The sequence below is a fragment of the Pseudomonas sp. C321 genome, assembly GCF_055407105.1.
Window position 1 is genome coordinate 360,841 of sequence record NZ_JBUZRB010000005.1, and the last position, 19,230, is coordinate 380,070.

Annotated in this window: 19 protein-coding genes and 3 pseudogenes; 9 read left to right on the forward strand and 13 right to left on the reverse strand. The window is 59.8% G+C overall.

Going from position 1 to position 19,230, the window contains the following annotated elements; translation table 11 throughout:
* Window positions 1–24: 24 nt before the first annotated feature.
* Complete coding sequence (locus ACZRJ6_RS17415; protein ID WP_463969349.1) at window positions 25–771, reverse strand: TerC family protein; 747 nt, start codon at window positions 769–771, stop codon at window positions 25–27.
* A gap of 28 nt (window positions 772–799) precedes the next feature.
* Window positions 800–1,060, reverse strand: coding sequence for a hypothetical protein (locus ACZRJ6_RS17420; RefSeq protein ID WP_149413112.1), 261 nt, complete (start codon window positions 1,058–1,060; stop codon window positions 800–802).
* A gap of 149 nt (window positions 1,061–1,209) precedes the next feature.
* Between ACZRJ6_RS17420 and nhaR the strand changes: the two genes are divergently transcribed.
* Entirely contained in the window at window positions 1,210–2,115 is a 906-nt protein-coding gene (nhaR, locus tag ACZRJ6_RS17425; protein ID WP_463969348.1) for a transcriptional activator NhaR, read from the forward strand.
* On the opposite strand, the gene ACZRJ6_RS17430 is transcribed toward nhaR, so the two are convergent.
* The gene (locus ACZRJ6_RS17430) at window positions 2,112–3,266 is read right to left on the reverse strand and encodes an MFS transporter (protein ID WP_463969347.1); all 1,155 of its coding nucleotides are present in this window, start codon (window positions 3,264–3,266) and stop codon (window positions 2,112–2,114) included. The two genes, nhaR and ACZRJ6_RS17430, sit on opposite strands and share 4 nt — an antisense overlap.
* Window positions 3,267–3,592: 326 nt before the next feature.
* Here ACZRJ6_RS17430 and sstT point away from each other — a divergent pair, with 326 nt between their 5' ends.
* On the forward strand, window positions 3,593–4,816 hold the full coding sequence (gene sstT / locus ACZRJ6_RS17435) for a serine/threonine transporter SstT (protein WP_463969346.1): 1,224 nt from the start codon (window positions 3,593–3,595) through the stop codon (window positions 4,814–4,816).
* A 69-nt stretch (window positions 4,817–4,885) separates the two neighbouring features.
* Here the strand turns inward: sstT and ACZRJ6_RS17440 are convergent, their stop codons facing one another.
* The gene (locus ACZRJ6_RS17440) at window positions 4,886–5,395 is read right to left on the reverse strand and encodes a DUF1993 domain-containing protein (protein WP_463969345.1); all 510 of its coding nucleotides are present in this window, start codon (window positions 5,393–5,395) and stop codon (window positions 4,886–4,888) included.
* A gap of 125 nt (window positions 5,396–5,520) precedes the next feature.
* On the opposite strand from ACZRJ6_RS17440, the gene ACZRJ6_RS17445 reads away from it, so the two are divergent.
* The gene (locus tag ACZRJ6_RS17445; RefSeq protein WP_463969344.1) at window positions 5,521–6,168 is read left to right on the forward strand and encodes a YceH family protein; all 648 of its coding nucleotides are present in this window, start codon (window positions 5,521–5,523) and stop codon (window positions 6,166–6,168) included.
* A 70-nt stretch (window positions 6,169–6,238) separates the two neighbouring features.
* Here the strand turns inward: ACZRJ6_RS17445 and ACZRJ6_RS17450 are convergent, their stop codons facing one another.
* On the reverse strand, window positions 6,239–7,057 hold the full coding sequence (locus ACZRJ6_RS17450) for a shikimate 5-dehydrogenase (protein WP_463969343.1): 819 nt from the start codon (window positions 7,055–7,057) through the stop codon (window positions 6,239–6,241).
* 155 nt (window positions 7,058–7,212) lie between these two features.
* Here ACZRJ6_RS17450 and ACZRJ6_RS17455 point away from each other — a divergent pair, with 155 nt between their 5' ends.
* From ACZRJ6_RS17455 to ACZRJ6_RS17465, 3 genes are all read left to right on the forward strand, one after another.
* Complete coding sequence (locus tag ACZRJ6_RS17455) at window positions 7,213–7,563, forward strand: hypothetical protein (RefSeq protein WP_463969342.1); 351 nt, start codon at window positions 7,213–7,215, stop codon at window positions 7,561–7,563.
* 245 nt (window positions 7,564–7,808) lie between these two features.
* Window positions 7,809–8,003 (forward strand): hypothetical protein, encoded by a 195-nt coding sequence (locus tag ACZRJ6_RS17460; RefSeq protein ID WP_133100434.1) that lies wholly within the window; start codon window positions 7,809–7,811, stop codon window positions 8,001–8,003.
* A gap of 113 nt (window positions 8,004–8,116) precedes the next feature.
* Window positions 8,117–8,296, forward strand: coding sequence for a hypothetical protein (locus tag ACZRJ6_RS17465; RefSeq protein WP_463969341.1), 180 nt, complete (start codon window positions 8,117–8,119; stop codon window positions 8,294–8,296).
* Here the strand turns inward: ACZRJ6_RS17465 and ACZRJ6_RS17470 are convergent.
* Window positions 8,293–9,354 carry an AI-2E family transporter gene (locus tag ACZRJ6_RS17470; RefSeq protein ID WP_463969340.1) on the reverse strand — a complete coding sequence of 354 codons (1,062 nt, stop codon included), beginning with the start codon at window positions 9,352–9,354 and terminating at the stop codon, window positions 8,293–8,295. The genes ACZRJ6_RS17465 and ACZRJ6_RS17470 overlap by 4 nt on opposite strands.
* 162 nt (window positions 9,355–9,516) lie before the next feature.
* Between ACZRJ6_RS17470 and trhP the strand changes: the two genes are divergently transcribed.
* Window positions 9,517–10,836: a prephenate-dependent tRNA uridine(34) hydroxylase TrhP gene (trhP, locus tag ACZRJ6_RS17475; protein WP_463969339.1), complete on the forward strand. Its 1,320-nt coding sequence runs from the start codon at window positions 9,517–9,519 to the stop codon at window positions 10,834–10,836.
* 79 nt (window positions 10,837–10,915) lie between these two features.
* On the opposite strand, the gene ACZRJ6_RS17480 is transcribed toward trhP, so the two are convergent.
* The 3 genes and pseudogenes from ACZRJ6_RS17480 to ACZRJ6_RS17490 form a co-directional block, all read right to left on the reverse strand.
* Window positions 10,916–11,737, reverse strand: a complete 822-nt coding sequence (locus ACZRJ6_RS17480; RefSeq protein WP_463993553.1) for a methyl-accepting chemotaxis protein — start codon at window positions 11,735–11,737, stop codon at window positions 10,916–10,918.
* 36 nt (window positions 11,738–11,773) lie between these two features.
* Window positions 11,774–12,595: pseudogene (locus tag ACZRJ6_RS17485) on the reverse strand (cache domain-containing protein); the annotation flags it as partial.
* Window positions 12,596–12,714: 119 nt separating this feature from the next.
* Window positions 12,715–14,034: a Na+/H+ antiporter family protein gene (locus ACZRJ6_RS17490; RefSeq protein ID WP_463969594.1), complete on the reverse strand. Its 1,320-nt coding sequence runs from the start codon at window positions 14,032–14,034 to the stop codon at window positions 12,715–12,717.
* A 476-nt stretch (window positions 14,035–14,510) separates the two neighbouring features.
* Here ACZRJ6_RS17490 and ACZRJ6_RS17495 point away from each other — a divergent pair.
* Window positions 14,511–15,581, forward strand: a pseudogene (locus tag ACZRJ6_RS17495) (cache domain-containing protein); the annotation flags it as partial.
* A gap of 348 nt (window positions 15,582–15,929) precedes the next feature.
* Window positions 15,930–16,439 (forward strand): annotated as a pseudogene (locus tag ACZRJ6_RS17500) (methyl-accepting chemotaxis protein); the annotation flags it as partial.
* 84 nt (window positions 16,440–16,523) lie between these two features.
* Here ACZRJ6_RS17500 and ACZRJ6_RS17505 read toward each other — a convergent pair.
* From ACZRJ6_RS17505 to ACZRJ6_RS17520, 4 genes are read right to left on the reverse strand one after another with little or no spacing between them, the layout of a single operon-like run.
* Window positions 16,524–17,843 carry a sensor histidine kinase gene (locus ACZRJ6_RS17505; protein WP_463969338.1) on the reverse strand — a complete coding sequence of 440 codons (1,320 nt, stop codon included), beginning with the start codon at window positions 17,841–17,843 and terminating at the stop codon, window positions 16,524–16,526.
* Window positions 17,840–18,508, reverse strand: coding sequence for a response regulator transcription factor (locus tag ACZRJ6_RS17510; RefSeq protein ID WP_463969337.1), 669 nt, complete (start codon window positions 18,506–18,508; stop codon window positions 17,840–17,842). Before ACZRJ6_RS17510 ends, ACZRJ6_RS17505 begins: the two co-directional genes overlap by 4 nt.
* Entirely contained in the window at window positions 18,508–18,831 is a 324-nt protein-coding gene (locus ACZRJ6_RS17515; RefSeq protein WP_133100443.1) for a PepSY domain-containing protein, read from the reverse strand. The genes ACZRJ6_RS17510 and ACZRJ6_RS17515 overlap by 1 nt, the downstream gene beginning before the upstream one ends.
* Entirely contained in the window at window positions 18,831–19,139 is a 309-nt protein-coding gene (locus ACZRJ6_RS17520) for a PepSY domain-containing protein (protein WP_463969336.1), read from the reverse strand. The genes ACZRJ6_RS17515 and ACZRJ6_RS17520 overlap by 1 nt, the downstream gene beginning before the upstream one ends.
* Between the last annotated feature and the right edge of the window lie 91 nt (window positions 19,140–19,230).

The window sequence follows — 19,230 nt, forward strand, 5'->3', positions numbered from 1 at the left end:
GGCCGGCCTTTGTTGTTTCAGCCCTTAGTGTTTTTCAGCAAGCCGTCTATGCCGGGTACGCCGTGCAATGTTCAGGCACTCGATCACCGCCGAGAACGCCATGGCCGCGTAGACGTAGCCTTTTGGCACATGAGCGCCGAAGCCTTCGGCAATCAGGGTCATGCCGATCATGATGAGGAAGCCCAGGGCCAGCATCACCACCGTCGGGTTGTCGTTGATGAACTTGGCCAAAGGTTCGGCCGCCACCAGCATTACGATTACCGAGACCACCACGGCAATGATCATGATCGGCAAGTGCTCGGTCATACCCACGGCGGTGACGATGCTGTCGATGGAGAACACCAGGTCCAGCAGCAGGATCTGGCCGATGGCCGAGGCAAAGCCCAGGGACACGCTCGGCGAATTGCTTCCAACCTTTTCCGGCTCAGGGTCCATGCTGTGGTGGATTTCGGTAGTCGCCTTCCACAGCAGGAACAGGCCACCGGCGATCAGGATCATGTCTTTCCAGGAGAACGCATTCCCCAGGATTTCAATGACTGGCTCAGTCAGCTGCACGATAAACGCGATGGTGCTCAACAGGCCCAGACGCAAAACCAGCGCCATGCTGATACCGATACGCCGTGCCTTGGCCCGGTGTTGCACGGGCAATTTATTGGTGAGAATCGAGATGAAGATCAGGTTGTCGATCCCCAGCACGATTTCCATGACGATCAAGGTCGCCAGGGCCACCCAGGCGGTAGGGCTCGCGGCCAGTTGTACAAGGTAGTCCATAGGTCAGTCCTGACTCGGTGTGCTGGGGTTAGGTTTCCTGCGAGGAGGCTTCACGCGTCTCGCTGTCGGATTGCTCTTCGGCGTTTTTCTCTTTGGGGCTGATCAACCCTTGGGTCGCCTCGCTCAACGCCTGCTCGGCCGCCTGATGAGTATCGTCGATGACTTGCTTGGCCGACTCGCTCGCTTTACCCAGCAGTTGCTGCGCACTTTTTTCGGCCTGATCACAACCACTGATCATGACCAATGAAAGCGCAAGCAACGACGCTGCGCCCAGGGAATTGAGTTTCATGATGCGTTCCTCGTTAGAACCGTTGGACCCAAGCATTGAGCCCGCGATAGCGAGGCATTCTAAGGAAGCAAACAGTTCAGGAAAATTCGTATTTTTTCCGCTTATACTTCGGTTTACACGAACTAATAATTTTCCCTTGAAGGCGGCCCATGCTCAATTACCGACAATTGCACTACTTCTGGGTGGTCGCCAAGACCGGCAGCATCGTGCGCGCCTGTGAGCAATTGAACCTCACGCCGCAGACTATCAGTGGGCAAATCAGCCTGTTGGAGCAGACTTTCGGCGTGGCGCTGTTTCAGAGGGTGGGGCGCAAGTTGGAGTTGACTGAGGCCGGACGGCAGGCGCTGCCTTATGCCGAACAGATGTTCCAGATGGGCAATGAATTGGAGGCCATGCTGCGGGCCCAGCCCAATGAACAGCAAATTCTGTTTCGTGTCGGCGTCGCTGATGTGGTGCCCAAGTCGATCGTCTACCGGCTGATCGCGCCCATCATGGAATTGAGCGAGCCGATCCGCATTACCTGCCGCGAAGACAAACTCGAACGCTTACTGGCTGACCTGGCGATCCAGCGGCTGGACCTGGTGATCTCCGACAGCCCGATGCCCTCGCACCTGGATATCAAGGGCTACAGCCAAAAACTGGGGGAATGCGGCATCAGCTTCTTCGCCACCCAGGCATTGGCTGACCGGCATGGCGGCGAGTTCCCACAGTGCCTGCAGGGCGCCCCGCTGCTGATTCCGGGGGCGGAAACGGTGGTGCGTAGTCGTTTGTTACGCTGGTTTGCCGAACAGCAGATCCAGCCACGGATTGTCGGTGAGTTTGACGACAGCGCCTTGATGCAGGCTTTCGGCCAATCCGGCAGCGGCATTTTCATCGCCCCCAGCGTCATCGCCGATGAGGTCAAGCGCCAGTACAGCGTGGCCCTGATCGGCCAGACCGACGCGGTGACTGAATCGTTCTACGCTATCTCGGTGGAGCGCAAGGTCAAGCACCCCGGCATCGTGGCGATTACCGAAGGTGCCCGGCGAGAGCTGTTTACCTCACTGCCCGGCTAGACGCAGACTTCGCGGGTCTTGGCGGTCATCAGCCAAAACGCCAGGAGGATCGACAGCAGGATAAAACCGGAGGCGGCAAAGCCAAGGCTGCCCAGCCCAAGGGTATCGATCACCCGCCCACCGACCATCGCACCCAGGCCAATGCCCAGGTTGGCCCCGGCGATATTCAGCGAAGCGGCAAACGCCGGCGCATGAGGTGCTACTTTCATCAGTCGTACATGGCTGACCAGGAACAGCGCCGCCTGGGTCACGCCCCAAATGCCCATCGCCGCCGCCAGGCCCAGGGTGGAATGAATAGCCGGCACCAGCGCCACCATACCGGTGATCATGAAACCGCAGAACACCATCGAAGCGATCAGCGGATGGCGGTCGACCATGCGTCCGCCCAATGAGTTGCCGATCAGGCCAACGGCGCCAAAGCCCATCAAGCACCAGCCCACCAGTGTGCCGTCGAAGCCGGCCAAACGCTCCAAGATGTCCGCCAGGTAGGTATAAACGGTGAACATGCCGCTAAAGACCAGAATCGACAGCAGAACGTGGCCTTGCATCAAAGGGCTGCGCAGGATTTTGAACTGCGAGCGCAAGGTCACCGCTTCTTTCTTCACCGTGGTGGCAGGCAGGTAGATAAACAGCAACAAGGCCTTGGCAGCCGCCACCACGGCCAGAATGCCAAAGGCTGTGCGCCAGCCAAACATATCGGAGATCAACGTGCCCACCGGAATGCCGAACACCGTGGCACAGACGATGCCGAAGCCGATCTTGGCAATGGCCCGGCCCGCGTACTCCGGCCCGACGATGTCCACGGCGGTTTCACTGGCCAGGGCCCAGAACACGGGTAGCCCAAGCGCCGGAATTAGCCGCGCCACGGACATGACCCAGATATTGGGCGCCAGGGCCGCCAGGGTATTGGCCAGGCTGAACATGATCAGGATCGTGATAAACAGGCGCTTGCGCTCAAAGCGGGCGAAATAGGCGGTAAGGAACGGGCCGAAGGCCGCCACGGTGAAGGCGAACAGGGTCACCAGCAAACCGGCCTGGGACACGCTGACATCCAGGTCGCGGGCGATGGAAGGCAGCAGGCCGACGATGACGAACTCCGTGGTCAGCACGGTAAAACCGGCTGCCGAGAGCAGCAGGATGGGCAACAGCATGAATAACTCCAGAAACAGCGACGCCAACGACAGCCCGAGGGCCCGCTGACAGGTATGGAATAAAAAGGATGTTGAATGTTAACAGAGTGTGTCGAGCTTGGGGGCCGGTAAGGTTGAATGGTCTGATCTCTGAGCGACCTAATGCCGCATCCTGGGCGGGACACGTCCTACAGCATGTTAGACTTCGTCGATTGCACCAGGCGCATTCGGCTACCGTGTGCCCTCATCAAAACTTTCCAGCGTTTTACTCTCTGGCAGCCTGCCCGGCTTCTGCTGCCTTGGTTGCACGCACCGCCGCATACACTAAAAAAACTAGAGACGCCCTTATGACTGCTGTCCCGCCCCTCTTTCGTCGACTCATGCGCGTCAGCCTGGTCACGCAAATTATCATCGGCCTGGTGGCCGGTATTCTGCTGGCTCTACTTTTGCCCAGCGTCGCCCAATCCACGAGCTTTATCGGCAAGGTGTTTGTCTCGGCCCTCAAGGCAGTCGCACCGATCCTGGTATTTGTACTGGTCATGGCCTCAATCGCCAACCACAAGCACGGCCAGGAAACCCATATTCGGCCGATCCTGTTCCTGTATCTGCTAGGCACCTTTGCCGCTGCCGCCGTTGCGGTGATTGCCAGTACGCTATTCCCTTCCCCCCTGGTGCTCGTGACCCACGATGTGGCCGTGAGCGCCCCCGGCGGCATCGGCGAAGTGCTGCAAAGCCTGTTATTCAGTGTAGTGGACAACCCTGTCAGCGCGCTGATGAACGCCAATTTCATCGGTATCCTGGCCTGGGCCATCGGCATGGGCGTCGCTATCCGCCATGCCGGCGAAACCACGCGCACCGTGCTGAATGACCTGTCCAACGGGGTCACGTTGATCGTACGCATGGTGATTCGCTTTGCGCCGCTTGGGATCTTCGGCCTGGTGGCCTCGACACTGGCCACCTCCGGTTTCGGCGCGCTGCTGGGCTACGCGCACCTGCTACTGGTGCTGATCGGTTGCATGCTGTTCGTAGCGTTGGTGGTCAACCCGGCCATCGTCTTCTGGAAACTGCGCCGCAACCCTTACCCGCTGGTGCTGATGTGCCTGCGGGAAAGTGGCATCACGGCGTTTTTCACCCGCAGCTCAGCGGCCAATATTCCGGTCAACCTGGCGTTGAGCAAGCGCATGGGACTGCATGAAGACACCTATTCAGTGTCGATCCCACTGGGGGCAACCATCAACATGGCCGGCGCCGCCATCACCATTACCGTATTGACCCTTGCCGCCGTGCATACCCTGGGCATTGCCGTCGACTTGCCAACCGCCATACTGCTCAGCGTAGTGGCAGCGGTCTGTGCCTGTGGTGCGTCGGGCGTTGCCGGTGGCTCGCTGTTGCTAATCCCCCTGGCCTGCAGCCTGTTCGGCATCCCCAGTGAGATTGCCATGCAAGTGGTCGCCGTGGGCTTCATCATTGGCGTGCTGCAGGACTCGGCGGAAACCGCACTGAACTCATCTACCGACGTGCTGTTCACTGCCGCTGCATGCCTGGGCCAGGATGCAAAAACTGCGGCATAAACCGTCAGCTACAAAAAAGCCCAGGCCAACTCACTGCGAGCTGGCCCGGGCTTTTTTATGTCTCTGGGCTTAGAACGCGCCCATGTAATCGCGCTTGCCCACTTCCACTCCGTTATGACGCAGCAAGGCGTAGGCGGTGGTGACGTGGAAGAAGAACTGCGGCAGGCCGTAGGTCAGCAGGTAGGACTGGCCGCTGAAGCGCTTCTCTTTAGGTGTGCCTGGGCGGGTGACGATTTCGATACCTTCCTTACCGTCGACTTGGGCTGGGGTGATGGTGTCGATAAAGGCCAGGACCTTGGCGATCAGTGCTTGCAGGTCGGCGAAGGTGACTTCGGTGTCTTCATATTTCGGCACTTCGATCTCAGCCAGGCGCGCAGAAACACCCTTGGCGAAGTCGACAGCAATCTGCACCTGACGCACCAGCGGGAACATGTCCGGGAACAAGCGCGCTTGCAGCAAGGCGTTCGGGTCGATGTTCTTGGCGGTGGCGTGGGCTTGGGCCTTGTTCAGCACATCGCTCAGGGCGTTGAGCATTTGCTTGAAGACCGGGAGGGAAGCGGCGTACAGGGAAATAGTCATGACAGTCTCGACAGTTGTGGCAGGGTTCGGATCAGGCACGATTATAGCCATGCAGGCTGCCAGTGCCGCTTGTCTTTTATTTTTTCGAGATTAGGCTAGTGGGCTCACAGCATAGGGAAAGCGCGATGACCAGCGAGCACGACACCACCTCCTCAGAGCCACGTCTCAACAGCACGGAAATCCGCGTTTTGGGTTGCCTGATCGAAAAACAGGCCACCAATCCTGAAACCTACCCGCTGACGCTTAACGCCCTGGTGATCGCCTGCAACCAGAAAACCAGCCGGGAACCGGTGATGAACCTCAGCCAGGGTCAGGTCGGCCAGAGCCTGCGTGCCCTGGAAGGTCGCGGCTTTACCAAGCTGGTGATGGGCAGCCGTGCCGACCGCTGGGAGCACCGTGTGGACAAGGCCCTGGAGCTGGTGCCAGCCCAGGTGATTCTCACCGGCCTGCTGTTCCTGCGCGGCCCGCAGACGGTCAACGAACTGCTGACCCGCAGCGGGCGCATGCACGACTTTGAAGATACCGAGCAAGTGGTGCATCAACTGGAGCGCCTGATCGCTCGCGACCTGGCATTGCTGGTGCCTCGTCAGACGGGGCAGCGCGAAGATCGCTATACGCATTCCCTGGGGGACCCGGCGGATATCGAGGTGATCCTTGCCGCCCGCGGCAATCCGCAGGACCGTGGCGCTGGCGGCGGTGTTTCCCTGGAGCGCATTGAAGAACTGGAAGCGCGAATTGCAGCGCTGGAAGAGCGTCTTACCCGCCTGGAATAAAACCCTCTGTGGCGAGCGGGCTTATTGTGGCGGTCACAGGCACATTGTTCGCCCTTAACTGCTTGCCACATTACCCCCTCGCAAACGCCACCGCCGCCTGAAACTGCTCATCCGTCGGCCGCACACCGGTATACAACACAAACTGCTCCAACGCCTGGATCGCGATCACTTCCAGACCGGTAATCACCCGTTTTCCCTGGGCACGACCACGCAGGATCAACGGGGTTTCAGCGGGAATCGCCACCACATCGAACACAGTGTCAGCAGCATCGATGGCATCGGCGTCAAAGGCCAACTGCTCGGCTTGCGGGCCGCCGGTCATGCCGATGGGCGTCACATTGATCAGCATCTGCGGGCGCAGGTCGCCCAGTTGCGCCTGCCACTCATACCCCAGGCTTTGCGCCAATGCCCTGCCAGCGGCTTCGTTGCGAGCAACAATCACGCCCTTGGTGTAACCGCCATCGCGCAATGCGCTGGCCACGGCCTTGGCCATGCCGCCGCTACCGTGCAGGACGAAGGTCAAATCCTTGGGCACCGCATGTTTGTTCAGCAATTGTTCAATGGCGATGTAGTCGGTGTTGTAGGCCTTGAGGTGCCCAGCGGTGTTGACGATGGTGTTGATCGAGGCGATGGCCCGCGCCGAGTCGTCCAACTCGTCCACCAAGGCAATGCAGGCTTCCTTGAACGGCATGGACACACCGCAACCGCGAATGCCCAGGGCGCGGATACCGGCAACGGCACCGGGCAAATCCTGACTGCTGAAGGCCTTGTAGTAAAAATTCAGACCCAGTTGTTCATACAGGTGGTTGTGAAAGCGCAGGCCAAAATTCCCGGGGCGCCCCGACAGTGACATGCACAGTTGGGTGTCCTTGTTGGGGTTCATCAGCATGAGTAACTCCTTGAGTAAGCAAATCGGTACAGACCTTACACAACCTTTACCTACCGGCTGTGCTGTTTTTCAGAAATACGCTGTCTTAAAAGTATCCCCGCGACAATCCTTGAGTCTATTGATTGCAGACCACAAGCGCAGGGGCCAACCGAGGAATGACCATGATTCGTAAACTCCCCAAGATCGCCTTGCTGATCGGTGCACTGGCTGTGGCAGGCCAAGCCTCTGCCCACGGTGGTGGCTGGGGTGGCCCGGCCGTAATCGGCGCCGTCGTCGGTGCCGCCGTAGTGGGTTCGGTGATCGCCAACCAATCCCGGCCGGTCTATGTAGAGCAACCGGTGTATGTCCAGCCGCAGCCGGTATACGCGGCTCCACCGCCGGTCTACTACCAACCACAACCGGTCTACGTGCAACAGCCTGTTTATTACCGCCCTGCCCCGGTTTACTACGGGCCACCACGAGGCTATTACGGTCCACATCGCGGCTATTATGGTCGCGGCTGGTAACTTGTTTGACTGAGACACCTGAACAGGCCTCGCAGCAGCTGCGGGGCCTTTTTTATGGCTCATACGGCCTGAATAAATCTTGCCAAGGTCGTTGTGAGGACAATCGCTGCGGTTAAATCCGACATCATTGAGCTCAATGTGCACTTGCCCAAACCGGGTTCGTGCTGTCATGTTTTCGTCATGTCACGCTTTCACTATCAAAACTGTCCACCCCTAACAAGTCATAACAACAAGGACGCCCCAGCATGCCCACACAGAACCCGCACCGCACCGCCGGCCTCTGCACTTCCAGCAAGGTCTATAGCGCCTTGACCGAACTCAAGCACCTGGAAGGCCATCGCAGCGCCAAGTTCCTCTCGCTGCTAACGGAAAATCTAGTCCGCAAGGGCCTGCTCAGCGAACAGGAAGTGGTGAGCATGCTCGATCAGGTGGTTGACTGATCGCAGCATGCCGCGCTTGTCTCGATGACAGTGATGTCGACTATCGAGCAGGGTGATTTCTCCTCAAGGCGTATGAACCGTAAGGTGAGCGCCATAGAGAAATGGAGGTAGATATGCCCACTATTCAAATCATGTCCGTCATCGGCAGCGCCGTTCCCGCCCCACTCAGGGATCTGGGTTTACTCGCCTGCTGGTACCTGGTACGGGACGGTGAGGCCATCAGCGGCCCGCTCACCTCATTGCCCGACGCCCAGGCCCTGTCACGCAAGATGGCTCACTGTTTCCAAGCCTAAGGCAATCGTACACGTGGCTTGGTTTCGACGAACAGCGCCCAGCTCGACATGAACAACGCAGCGATCAACGGCCCGATGACAAACCCATTGAGACCGAAGATCGACAGGCCGCCCAAGGTCGAGATCAGAATCAGGTAATCGGGCATCTTGGTGTCCTTGCCTACCAGGATCGGCCGCAGCACGTTGTCCACCAGGCCGATCACAAAAATGCCGAACAGCGCCAGCACCACCCCTTGCCAGATCAAACCGCTGAGCAGGAAGTATGCCGCCACCGGGGCCCAGACAATCCCCGCGCCCACCGCCGGTAGCAGTGATAGAAACGCCATCAATACCGCCCACAGCAATGCACTGGGAATATCCAGAAACCAGAAGATCAAGCCGCCCAGCGCGCCCTGGGTCACGGCCACCAGTAAGTTGCCCTTGACGGTAGCGCGCACCACCCGGTTGAACTTCAGTTGCAGGCGACGCTTCTGTGGTTCGGCCAGCGGCACCGCCGTGCGCACCTTGCGTACCAGTTCAGGGCCGTCGCGCAGCAGGAAAAACAGCAAGTACAGCATGATGAAAAAACTGACAAGGAAATCAAAGGTGCCCTGGCCAAAGCTGAACGCCTGGCTGGCGAAGAACTGGCTGCCTTGCATGGCGCTCTTGACGATTTTTTCCCGCAGCCCTTCCAGGTTGCCCATGCCGAAGCGATCCAGCAGGTGCTGGAAATACGGCGGCAGAAGGGTCTTGAATTGCTCGATATAGCCGGCAATGTCCAGTTTGCCGCTTTCAATATTCTTGTACAGCGTCGCGCCCTCCTGCACCAGCAAGGCACTGGTGATGATCACCGGCAAAATCGCGATCACCAGGCAGACCAGTAGGGTGGAGAGTGACGTCAGGTTTCTATTCCAGCCAAACCGCAGCTGCAGGCGCTGCTGCAGGGGCGCAAAGACAATCCCCAGAATAATCGCCCAGAACACTGCACCGTAGAACGGCAGCAGTATCCAGAGAAACGCACTGGTCACCAGAGCCAGCAGCAACAGCAGGGTTTTGAATTGCAAATTCGTTTGGTTCATGTCCAATCCATGCCAGAAAAACACAAAGCGCCCAGCGCGCCCTGTTGCTTAGTCCGCCGCAAATCCTGAGAGTGCCATCTTTGTCCCTACAGAGTAGACGCAGATCAATAAAGCCCAGGCCGGGCTCGATTACCCTGCCACCCTTTTGCGATCGAAGTCCTCATGCTCCCTGCCCTCGCCCCCGAATTGCTCGCCCCCGCCGGCACCCTGAAAAACATGCGCTACGCCTTCGCATACGGCGCCGATGCGGTGTACGCCGGGCAACCGCGCTACAGTCTGCGGGTGCGCAATAACGAGTTCGACCATGCCAACCTGGCCCTCGGCATCGAGGAGGCCCATGCCCAGGGCAAGCGTTTCTACGTGGTGGTCAACATCGCGCCCCACAACGCCAAGCTGAAAACCTTCCTCAAGGACATGGCGCCTGTGATCGCCATGGGGCCGGACGCGTTAATCATGTCCGATCCGGGTTTGATCATGCTAGTGCGCCGGCACTTCCCGCAGATGCCGATTCACCTGTCGGTGCAGGCCAATACGGTGAACTGGGCGAGCGTCGAGTTCTGGCAGCAGCAAGGGATCTGCCGGATCATCCTGTCCAGGGAACTGTCCCTGGAGGAAATCGCTGAAATCCGCCAACAGGTGCCAGCCATGGAGCTGGAAATTTTTGTCCATGGTGCGCTGTGCATGGCCTACTCCGGACGCTGCCTGCTGTCGGGTTACATGAACAAGCGTGACGCCAACCAGGGCACTTGCACCAATGCCTGCCGCTGGAAGTACCAGGCGACGCCTGCGGTGGAAAACGCAGCCGGCGATATTGTCCAGGAATATCAACCCGAGCCGACCCTGGGCCTTGGCGCCCCCACCGACCAAGTATTCCTGCTCCAGGAAGCCAATCGCCCGGACGAACAGATGCCGGTGTTCGAAGACGAGCACGGCACCTACATCATGAACGCCAAGGATTTGCGGGCGGTGCAGCACGTCGAGCGCCTGACCCGGATGGGCGTGCATTCGCTGAAGATCGAAGGCCGGACCAAATCACATTTCTATTGCGCACGTACCACCCAGGTCTACCGCCAGGCCATTGATGACGCGGTGGCCGGACGGGAGTTTGACCGTGGCCTGATGACCAATCTGGAGTCCCTGGCCCAGCGCGGCTACACCGAAGGCTTCCTGCGTCGGCATGTGCATGACGAGTACCAAAACTATCAGAACGGCAGCTCAGTGTCGGAGCGTCAGCAGTTTGTCGGTGAGTTGACGGGTGAGCGGCGCGGGGAGTTGGCCGAGGTCAAGGTGAAGAATCGCTTTGCCGTGGGCAATCATCTGGAGTTGATGACGCCGGCGGGGAATTTTCATTTTGATCTAGGGATGATGCAGAACGGTAAAGGCGAGGCCATCGAGGTAGCACCGGGGGACGGGCATACCGTGTATGTGCCGATACCCATGGAGATGGGTCTGCAGTTTGGGCTTTTGATGCGCGATGTTTAAGGGAAATTGAGGGTACCTGTTCCGGCCTCATCGCGGGCTTGCCCGCAATGAGGCCCGTACAGGCGCCTCATTGCTTGAATCAGATCCTGAACTGCCCCACCAACTTGCCCAGCCGCTGCCCCAGATCAGCAAGGCTACGGGACGTCTGCGCGCCCAGCTGAGTCTCATCCGCCACGCTGTCCACCGCCACGGCAATCTGATGCACGCTGCGATTGATTTCTTCGGCCACGGCAGTCTGCTCTTCGGCGGCGCTGGCGATCTGCGCGTTCATTGAGTTAATGGTGCCGATCAACTGGGCCATGGCGTCCAGGGACGCACCGGCTTCGTTGGCCTGAGCCGAGGTGCCGTCGCCAGCATCGCTGGAGCGGCGCATGGCTTCCACGGCCGACTCGGTGCCCTTTTGCAGGCGGTCGATCATGCCCTGGATTTCCTGGGTGCTTTGCTGGGTGCGGCTGGCCAAGGCCCGCACTTCATCGGCCACCACCGCAAAACCACGGCCGGCTTCACCCGCGCGGGCCGCTTCGATGGCGGCGTTGAGGGCCAGCAGATTGGTTTGCTCGGCAATCGAGCGAATCACCCCGAGCACGCTGACAATCGACGAAACGTCCTGCTGCAGGCTGTCCAGGGACACGCCGCTGCTGCGGATGTCATTCACCAGCGCATGGATCTGCGCAATGCTGCCGTCCACCACACGCTTGGCAGCCTGGCCTTCGGCGTCGGTCTGTTGCGCCGCCACTGCCGCACCCTGGGCACTGCGGGCCACTTCATGGGCCGCCGAGGACATTTCATTGATAGCCGTCGCCACTTGGTCAGTCTCGTGACGTTGGCGCTCCATCGCCTGTTCCGAGCGATGAGCCTGGTCGGTGACCTGGCTGACAAGGCCGGTGAGTTGCGAGGTCATTTCGGTGATCTGGCGCACCAGACCGTGGATCTTGTCAACAAAACGGTTGAACGAACCCGCCAACTCTCCAAGCTCATCCTGGCTGGTGATTTCCAGACGACGGGTCAAGTCACCTTCGCCGGCGGCGATGTCGTCAAGGTTGATTTTCATCAGGTGCAGCGGCCGCAAGATGGTATTGGCCACCAGCATGCCGACAGCAGCAATCACCAACAGCACCACCACTGCGATGCCGATGATGTTCATCAGCACGCCTTGCATGCGCTCATGCACCTTGACCTCGACCTCGGCGACCTGGGCTTCGATGCCATCCAGGTTGACCGCGGTACCGATGACCATGTCCCACTTGGGCAAGTATTCGGTGTAGCCGAGTTTGGGCACCAAGGCCGTTTGCCCAGGCTGCGTCGAACTGTATTGCAGGTAATGCGTGCCATCCTTGCCCACTTTTACCAGGTCACGATTGACGTAGACGCCGTTGGGGTCCCGGTTGTCCTTGAAGCTTTTGCCAACGCCCTCAGGGCTGTTGCCCTTGAACAGGCGAATGGTTTCGGAGTCGTAACCAAAGAAGTAGCCGTCCTTGCCGTAGCGGGTGTTCGACAGCAGCTTGACCACCTGCGCCCGCGCGGCCGTGTCGCCTGGGGCGGCGGCATCGTAGAGCGGTTTGATGGTAGTCATTGCCACCTCGACATAACTCTGCAGGGTGGCCTTGGCGTCATTGAGTAAGCCCTGGCGGGTTTCTTCGACCTCGTTACGGGCTTGCTCCTGAAGAATCCACACGGTGGTCAGGCTGATGACCACGGCAAACAACAGAACAGGCAGTACTGCGAGGGACAATACTTTGGCCTTCAGGCTAAGGCGCATGGCTTTTCTCTCTCGAATGGGGACGACGTAAGAGGGTTAACGGCCTGGGGGGATAAAACTGTAGGAGCGGGCTTGTTGTGGCGAGCGAGCTTGTCGGATCGCCACAAGACAATTCAACGTCACAAGGTCATCGCGGCAAACCAGCCAAACGCCAGCAACGGCAGGTTGTAGTGCAGGAACGTCGGCACCACAGTGTCCCAGATATGGTGATGCTGGCCGTCGATGTTCAAACCCGAGGTCGGGCCCAGTGTCGAGTCTGAGGCTGGCGAACCGGCATCGCCCAGGGCGCCGGCCGTACCGACGATGCAAACGATCGCCAGCGGGCTGAACCCCAGCTGCACACACAGCGGCACGAAAATCGCGGCAAGGATCGGCACCGTGGAGAACGACGAGCCGATGCCCATGGTCACCAGCAGCCCGACCAGCAACATCAGTAAGGCGCCCACACCACGACTATTGCCGATGAAGGCGGCGGACGCTTGCACCAGGGTCTGCACTTCGCCGGTGGCCTTGAGCACTTCGGCAAAACCCGACGCGGCGATCATGATGAAGCCGATCATCGCCATCATCTTCATGCCTTCGGTGAACAGGTCGTCAGTGTCACGCCAGCGCACGATGCCCGACACCGAGAAGATCAGGAACCCGGCCAGGGCGCCGATGATCATCGAATCCAGCCACAACTGGATAATGAACGCCGAGGCAATCGCCAGGCCGGCCACCAATAGAGTCAACGGGTTGTATTGCACGGCGACCTGCTCGACTCGCTCGATTTTCTCCAGGTCGTACACGCGTTTCTTGCGGTAGCTGATAAACACCGCCACCAGCAGCCCAAACACCATGCCCAGCGCCGGGATGCCCATGGCGTGGGTGACGTTGACCTGGCTGATGTCCACCCCGCTCTTGGCAACGTTGGCCAGCAGGATCTGGTTGAGGAAGATATTGCCGAAACCCACGGGCAGGAACATATAGGGGGTGATCAGACCGAAGGTCATGACGCAGGCAATCAGGCGGCGGTCCAGTTGCAGCTTGGTCAGCACATATAGAAGCGGCGGCACCAGCAGCGGGATAAAGGCGATATGGATCGGCAGGATGTTCTGCGAGGCGATGGCCACCGCCCAGAGCAAGCCGATCAGTACCCATTTGACGTGGTTACCACCGTTGGCTTCCTGACGATCCACCAACAGCAGGGCCTTGTCTGCCAAGGCGTGGGCCAGGCCAGACTTGGCAATCGCCACCGCGAAAGCACCGAGCAAGGCGTAGGACAACGCCACCGTGGCGCCGCCGCCCAGGCCGCTGTTGAACGCCTTCAGCGTCGCATCGATACCCAGCCCACCGGTCAAGCCGCCCACCAGGGCGCCGACAATGATCGCGATGACCACATGCACACGGGACAGGCTGAGCACCAGCATGGTGCCGACCGCGGCAATGACTGCATTTATCATGGTTACCTCAAGACAGAAAACATAAAAAACAGCAACAAACGGCACACATCCGCCCTGGCTACCGTCGAGAACGGCTGCCGGAAGGGAAACAAAAAGGGAGTTTTATTAGAGGGCGCGCACTTTGCAGCAGGTGGAGCAGCATGTCAAAGAGCGACGTCGCTGGCAGCGATGCAATTGGGCGCATGAATAAAGAAAAAACCCGAGCCGCCGATACAGTTAATCATCTCTGCCGTAACCAAAGGTTAAGGATCTCCATGTCGCTCAGACAGCTGTCCATTCAATGGAAAATCACCCTCCTGGCCGGCCTTTGCCTACTGGGGATCGTGACCCTGCTGGTGGGTCTTTCGCTGTATCGCATGGAGCAGAGTTCTCTGCGGGTCAAAGCCTCCAGCATGGAGATGCTCGACGTCGCGGCCCAAGCCCGTATCGAGGCCCAGGGTGAAGTGCAGGCACTGGGCATTCGCCAGCAATTCATGGACGCCTATCAGTACGGTCACGGATTTTCCCGTCAGGTACTGTTCCTGCGCGAACAAGCCGAGAAGCGCTTCCTGGATGCCTTCGACCTGCGCGAAGACCTGACCCGCCAGGTAAAGGCGGCGCTGCAAGCCAACCCGGACCTGCTGGGCCTGTCCCTGGTGTTCGAGGCCAATGCGTTGGATGGTAAGGACGAACTGTTTACCGACCAGAAAGATCTGGGCAGCAACGAAAAAGGTCGATTCGCCCTCTACTGGTCACAGCCAACACCCGGCACATTGACCTCCATGTCGCTTCCCGAAAGCGACATGTCCGACACCAGTGTCGGACCCAGCGGCGAAAAAGCCAACGCCTGGTTCACCTGCCCACGCAACACCCTCAAGCCGTGTGTGATCGAGCCCTACTTCTATGTGATCGATGGGCAAAACGTGCTGATGACCAGCATCGTCTTCCCGTTGATGGTGGACGGCAAAGTCATCGCCTCGCTGTCGGTAGACATCAACCTCAACAGCCTGCAGGCAATCAGCCAACGCGCCAGCCAGAAGCTTTATGACGGCCAGACCAACGTCAGCATCATCAGCCCGGTGGGCCTGCTGGCCGGCTACAGCCCGGACGCCAGCAAACTCAGCCAGCGCCTGGACAGCGTTGACACCGCCAGCGGCGCGCAACTGATCAGCGCACTGGCCGCCGGCACCCAGACACACAGCCTGCGCACCGACCATCAACTCAAGGTGCTGGCGCCCTTCCAACCGATTCCCGACGGCAAGTCGTGGGGCGTGTTGCTGGACGTGCCTGAAAAAATCCTGATCGGTCCCGCCGAAGCCCTAAAGGCCGAACTGGACGCTGATAACACCAAGGGCACCCTGCTGGAACTGGGCCTGGGCCTCTTGGCAGCGGTGGTCGGTCTGTTGCTGGTGTGGCTGATGGCACGCAGCGTGACCCGGCCAATCCTTGGCGTGGCACGCATGCTGGAAGACATTGCCAGCGGCGAAGGCGACCTGACCCGACGCCTGGCCTACGACAAGCGGGATGAACTCGGTGAGCTGGCCGGCTGGTTCAACCGTTTCCTCGACAAGCTGCAACCGATCATCGCCGAGGTCAAGCGTTCGGTGCAGGACGCACGTGGCACCGCCGACCAGTCCGCCGCCATTGCCACCCAGACCAGCGCCGGCATGGAGCAGCAATACCGCCAGGTCGATCAGGTGGCCACCGCCTCCCACGAGATGAGCGCCACCGCCCAGGACGTCGCCCGCAGCGCCGCACAGGCAGCACAGGCCGCCCGCGATGCCGATAAGGCCACCCGCGAAGGCCTGACCGTGATCGACCGCACCACCACCAGCATCGGGCATCTGGCTGCCGACATGAGCACGGCGATGGCTCAGGTCGAGGGCCTGGCCGCCAACAGCGAGAAGATCGGTTCGGTCCTGGAAGTGATCCGCGCCATCGCCGAACAGACCAACCTGCTGGCGCTCAACGCGGCCATCGAAGCCGCCCGTGCCGGTGAAGCCGGTCGTGGTTTTGCGGTGGTTGCCGATGAAGTGCGCAACCTGGCCCGGCGTACCCAGGAGTCGGTGGAGGAAACTCGCCTGGTGATTGAGCAATTGCAGAACGGCACCCAAGAGGTGGTTGGCTCCATGAGCAACAGCCATCGCCAGGCCCAGGGCAGTGTCGAACAAGTAGGCCAGGCGGTCACGGCCTTACGCCAGATCGGCGAGGCGGTGACGGTGATCAGCGATATGAACCTGCAGATTGCCAGCGCCGCCGAGGAGCAAAGTGCCGTGGCCGAGGAGATCAACAGCAACGTGGCGACTATTCGCGATGTGACCGAGTCGTTGTCCGAGCAGGCCAACGAGTCGGCGCGGGTTAGCCAGGCGTTGAATAGCCTGGCCAATCAGCAGCAGGGGTTGATGGATCAGTTCAAGGTTTGAGGCACTGGCGTCATCGCCCGTTCGATGACAATCCAGTGTGGTTTGTCTGCGATAGCTATGGGTAGCTGCACATTGTTGCGGCCTTCAGCCATGACGGCGGGGCAATTCGATCGCCACCTTCAACCCGCCCAACGCGCTCTCCTGCAACTGCAATGTCCCATCCCACACCTCGACGATATCCCGCACGATCCCCAGGCCCAGCCCGTGGCCGGCGGTCTGCTCATCCAGTCGCGTGCCGCGGCTGAAGACCTGATCACGCTGGGCCTCGGGAATACCAGGCCCATCATCCTCGACACTCAGACTAAAGCCTTGCGCAGTTTCAACGATGCTCAAGCGTATCTCGGCATCCGCCCATTTGCAGGCGTTGTCCAGCAGGTTGCCAAGCAGCTCCAGCAAGTCCTCGCGGTCCCACGGCAATTGCAGACCAGGACGAACGTGGTAGCTCAAGTCCAGGTGCTCGCCGTGGATCATATTCAGGGTCGCCAGCAATCCCGGCAATTCTCCATCGCAATCAAACAAAGCGCCCGGCAAGGTCTCCCCGGCCAGCCGCGCGCGATTGAGTTCACGGTTGAGCCGTTGCTGCACCTGCTCCAACTGCTCACGCAACAGCTTGCTCAACTGTGGATGGTCCTTGAGCTGTTCGCTGGACGCCACGCTCAGCAGTACCGCCAGCGGGGTTTTCAAGGCATGGCCTAGATTGCCCAGGGCATTGCGTGAACGTTTGAGGCTGTCTTCAGTGTGGGCCAGCAGATGGTTGATCTGTGCCACCAGCGGCTCCAGTTCCACCGGCACCTGGGTGTCCAGTTGCGAGCGCTGGCCTTGTTGCAGTTGGGCGATCTGTTCGCGGGCGATTTCCAGTGGGCGCAAGGCCCGGCGCACGGTGACCCGTTGCAGGATCAGGATCAGCAGCAACGCCGCCAATCCCAGCACCAGGCCGACCTGGCGCATTAAGCGAAAGCTTTCCCTGACCGGTGAGTAGTCCTGGGCCACGCTGATGGAAATCGATTGGCCAAAACGCTTGTAGTCCGAACGCAACACCAGCAGTTGCTGGCCTTCTGGCCCCAGTTGCAGGTTGCCCTTGAGACCGGCCTGGGGCAGTTGCGGCAACTCCTGGTCCCACAGTGAGCGAGAGCGCCAATGAGTGTTACCAAAGTCGATACGGAAATAGTGCCCGGAAAACGGCCGCTGATAGGCCGGAGACAGACGCTGCTCATCCAGCTGTACGCCGTTGGGTCCGCGTACCAGTGCCACCAACAGGTTCTCACTGTCGTTGCGCAGCCCTGATTCGAGGTAACGCTGCAAACCCACTTCGAACAGCCACAGACTGGTCTGCGCCAGCACCAGGCCTATGATCACCATCACGCTGATCAGTCCCAGGCTCAACCGCCGCTGGATGGATTTCACGTTGGGGCGGCGCCAAAGCGGTAGCCCTGGCCGCGCCGGGTTTCGATCACGCTGCGGCCCAGCTTGCGGCGCAGATGGTTGACGTGGACTTCCAGCACGTTGGAGTCGCGTTCGGTCTCACCGTCGTACAGATGCTCGGCCAGGTGGCTTTTCGAAAGAATCTGTTCGGGGTGCAACATGAAATAGCGCAATAACCGGAACTCGGCGGCGGTCAGTTGAATCTCTTCACCGCCGAGGATGACGCACTGACGGCCTTCGTCCAGGTGCAAGCCGGCCGCCTGCAGGGTCGGCTGGTTAGGCTGGCCATGGGAGCGGCGCAGCAGGGCCTGGATGCGCAGGTACAACTCTTCAGGGTGGAATGGTTTGCTCAAATAGTCATCGGCGCCGGCCTTGAGCCCTTCGATGCGTTCGGCCCAGGAGTCGCGAGCGGTAAGGATCAGCACCGGGGTGGCCAGCGCGGCGGCGCGCCATTGAGCCAATACTTCAAGCCCGGGCAAACCCGGCAGGCCGAGGTCGAGGATGATCAGGTCGTAAGGTTCGCTACGCCCCTGATAGACCGCATCGCGCCCGTCCGCCAGCCAGTCCACCGCATAGCCTTGGCGGTTGAGCCCGGCCATCAGTTCATCGGCCAGCGGGACGTGGTCTTCCACCAGAAGCAGGCGCATCAGTCATCTTCCTTGTCTTTAAGCACTTGACCGGTGTTGGCGTCGAGTTCGATCTCGCGCACCACACCGTCGACGGTCAACAGTTCGATTTCATAGATATAGCGCACCGAGCGATCCTTGTGCTCCTCCAGCTCCGCATCCAGCAACTTGGCGCCCGGATAGCGCGCCATGGCTGGCCCCAACAGGTGCTCAAGGGGTGCGATTTCGCCCTTCTGGCGCAGGTGCAGCGCTTCGTCCTGGCCCAGGTCCCGGGCAGCTACCACCGAGCAAAAAGCCAGGAGCACCAGTGCCACTCGACTGCTGGTGCGTAGATTTACCTTCATTACGTATCCTGATGATCCTTGAGGACAACCCCAGTGACGGCATCCAATTCCAGGTCCCACTCAATGCCCTGGGCATCGCGCAGTTCAACCTGATAAAGGTACTTGCCGTATTCCTCTTCAAGCTCGGTTTCAGTCACCGTCGCTCCGGGATGCTTGGCCAGTGCCGTGGCATTGAGCTTCTCGAAAGACACAATGGTACCAGCGTCGCGCAGTTTCAACGCCTCATCCGGCCCCAGGTCGCGGGCCTGGGCCAGGCTGGCGGTGAGGGCGATGATACTGGTGGCAACTAAAGCTGTGAGGTTTTTCATGGTGCGTCTCCGTTTCAGGATGTTTTTCCTACGGGGCTCACGGTAACGCCTGCAACTTAACTGAAACTGAATTGCCACCATGGCAATTATC

Coding starts and splice junctions, on each gene's coding strand:
- ACZRJ6_RS17460 (WP_133100434.1), top strand. CDS start 7,809: ATGCCCACACAGAACCCGCACCGCACCGCCGGCCTCTGCACTTCCAGC.
- ACZRJ6_RS17515 (WP_133100443.1), bottom strand. CDS start 18,831: ATGAAGGTAAATCTACGCACCAGCAGTCGAGTGGCACTGGTGCTCCTG.
- ACZRJ6_RS17450 (WP_463969343.1), bottom strand. CDS start 7,057: ATGCTGATGAACCCCAACAAGGACACCCAACTGTGCATGTCACTGTCG.
- sstT (WP_463969346.1), top strand. CDS start 3,593: ATGACTGCTGTCCCGCCCCTCTTTCGTCGACTCATGCGCGTCAGCCTG.
- ACZRJ6_RS17420 (WP_149413112.1), bottom strand. CDS start 1,060: ATGAAACTCAATTCCCTGGGCGCAGCGTCGTTGCTTGCGCTTTCATTG.
- ACZRJ6_RS17440 (WP_463969345.1), bottom strand. CDS start 5,395: ATGACTATTTCCCTGTACGCCGCTTCCCTCCCGGTCTTCAAGCAAATG.
- ACZRJ6_RS17465 (WP_463969341.1), top strand. CDS start 8,117: ATGCCCACTATTCAAATCATGTCCGTCATCGGCAGCGCCGTTCCCGCC.
- ACZRJ6_RS17480 (WP_463993553.1), bottom strand. CDS start 11,737: ATGACCTCGCAACTCACCGGCCTTGTCAGCCAGGTCACCGACCAGGCT.
- ACZRJ6_RS17470 (WP_463969340.1), bottom strand. CDS start 9,354: ATGAACCAAACGAATTTGCAATTCAAAACCCTGCTGTTGCTGCTGGCT.
- ACZRJ6_RS17430 (WP_463969347.1), bottom strand. CDS start 3,266: ATGCTGTTGCCCATCCTGCTGCTCTCGGCAGCCGGTTTTACCGTGCTG.
- trhP (WP_463969339.1), top strand. CDS start 9,517: ATGCTCCCTGCCCTCGCCCCCGAATTGCTCGCCCCCGCCGGCACCCTG.
- nhaR (WP_463969348.1), top strand. CDS start 1,210: ATGCTCAATTACCGACAATTGCACTACTTCTGGGTGGTCGCCAAGACC.
- ACZRJ6_RS17445 (WP_463969344.1), top strand. CDS start 5,521: ATGACCAGCGAGCACGACACCACCTCCTCAGAGCCACGTCTCAACAGC.
- ACZRJ6_RS17510 (WP_463969337.1), bottom strand. CDS start 18,508: ATGCGCCTGCTTCTGGTGGAAGACCACGTCCCGCTGGCCGATGAACTG.
- ACZRJ6_RS17455 (WP_463969342.1), top strand. CDS start 7,213: ATGACCATGATTCGTAAACTCCCCAAGATCGCCTTGCTGATCGGTGCA.
- ACZRJ6_RS17415 (WP_463969349.1), bottom strand. CDS start 771: ATGGACTACCTTGTACAACTGGCCGCGAGCCCTACCGCCTGGGTGGCC.
- ACZRJ6_RS17520 (WP_463969336.1), bottom strand. CDS start 19,139: ATGAAAAACCTCACAGCTTTAGTTGCCACCAGTATCATCGCCCTCACC.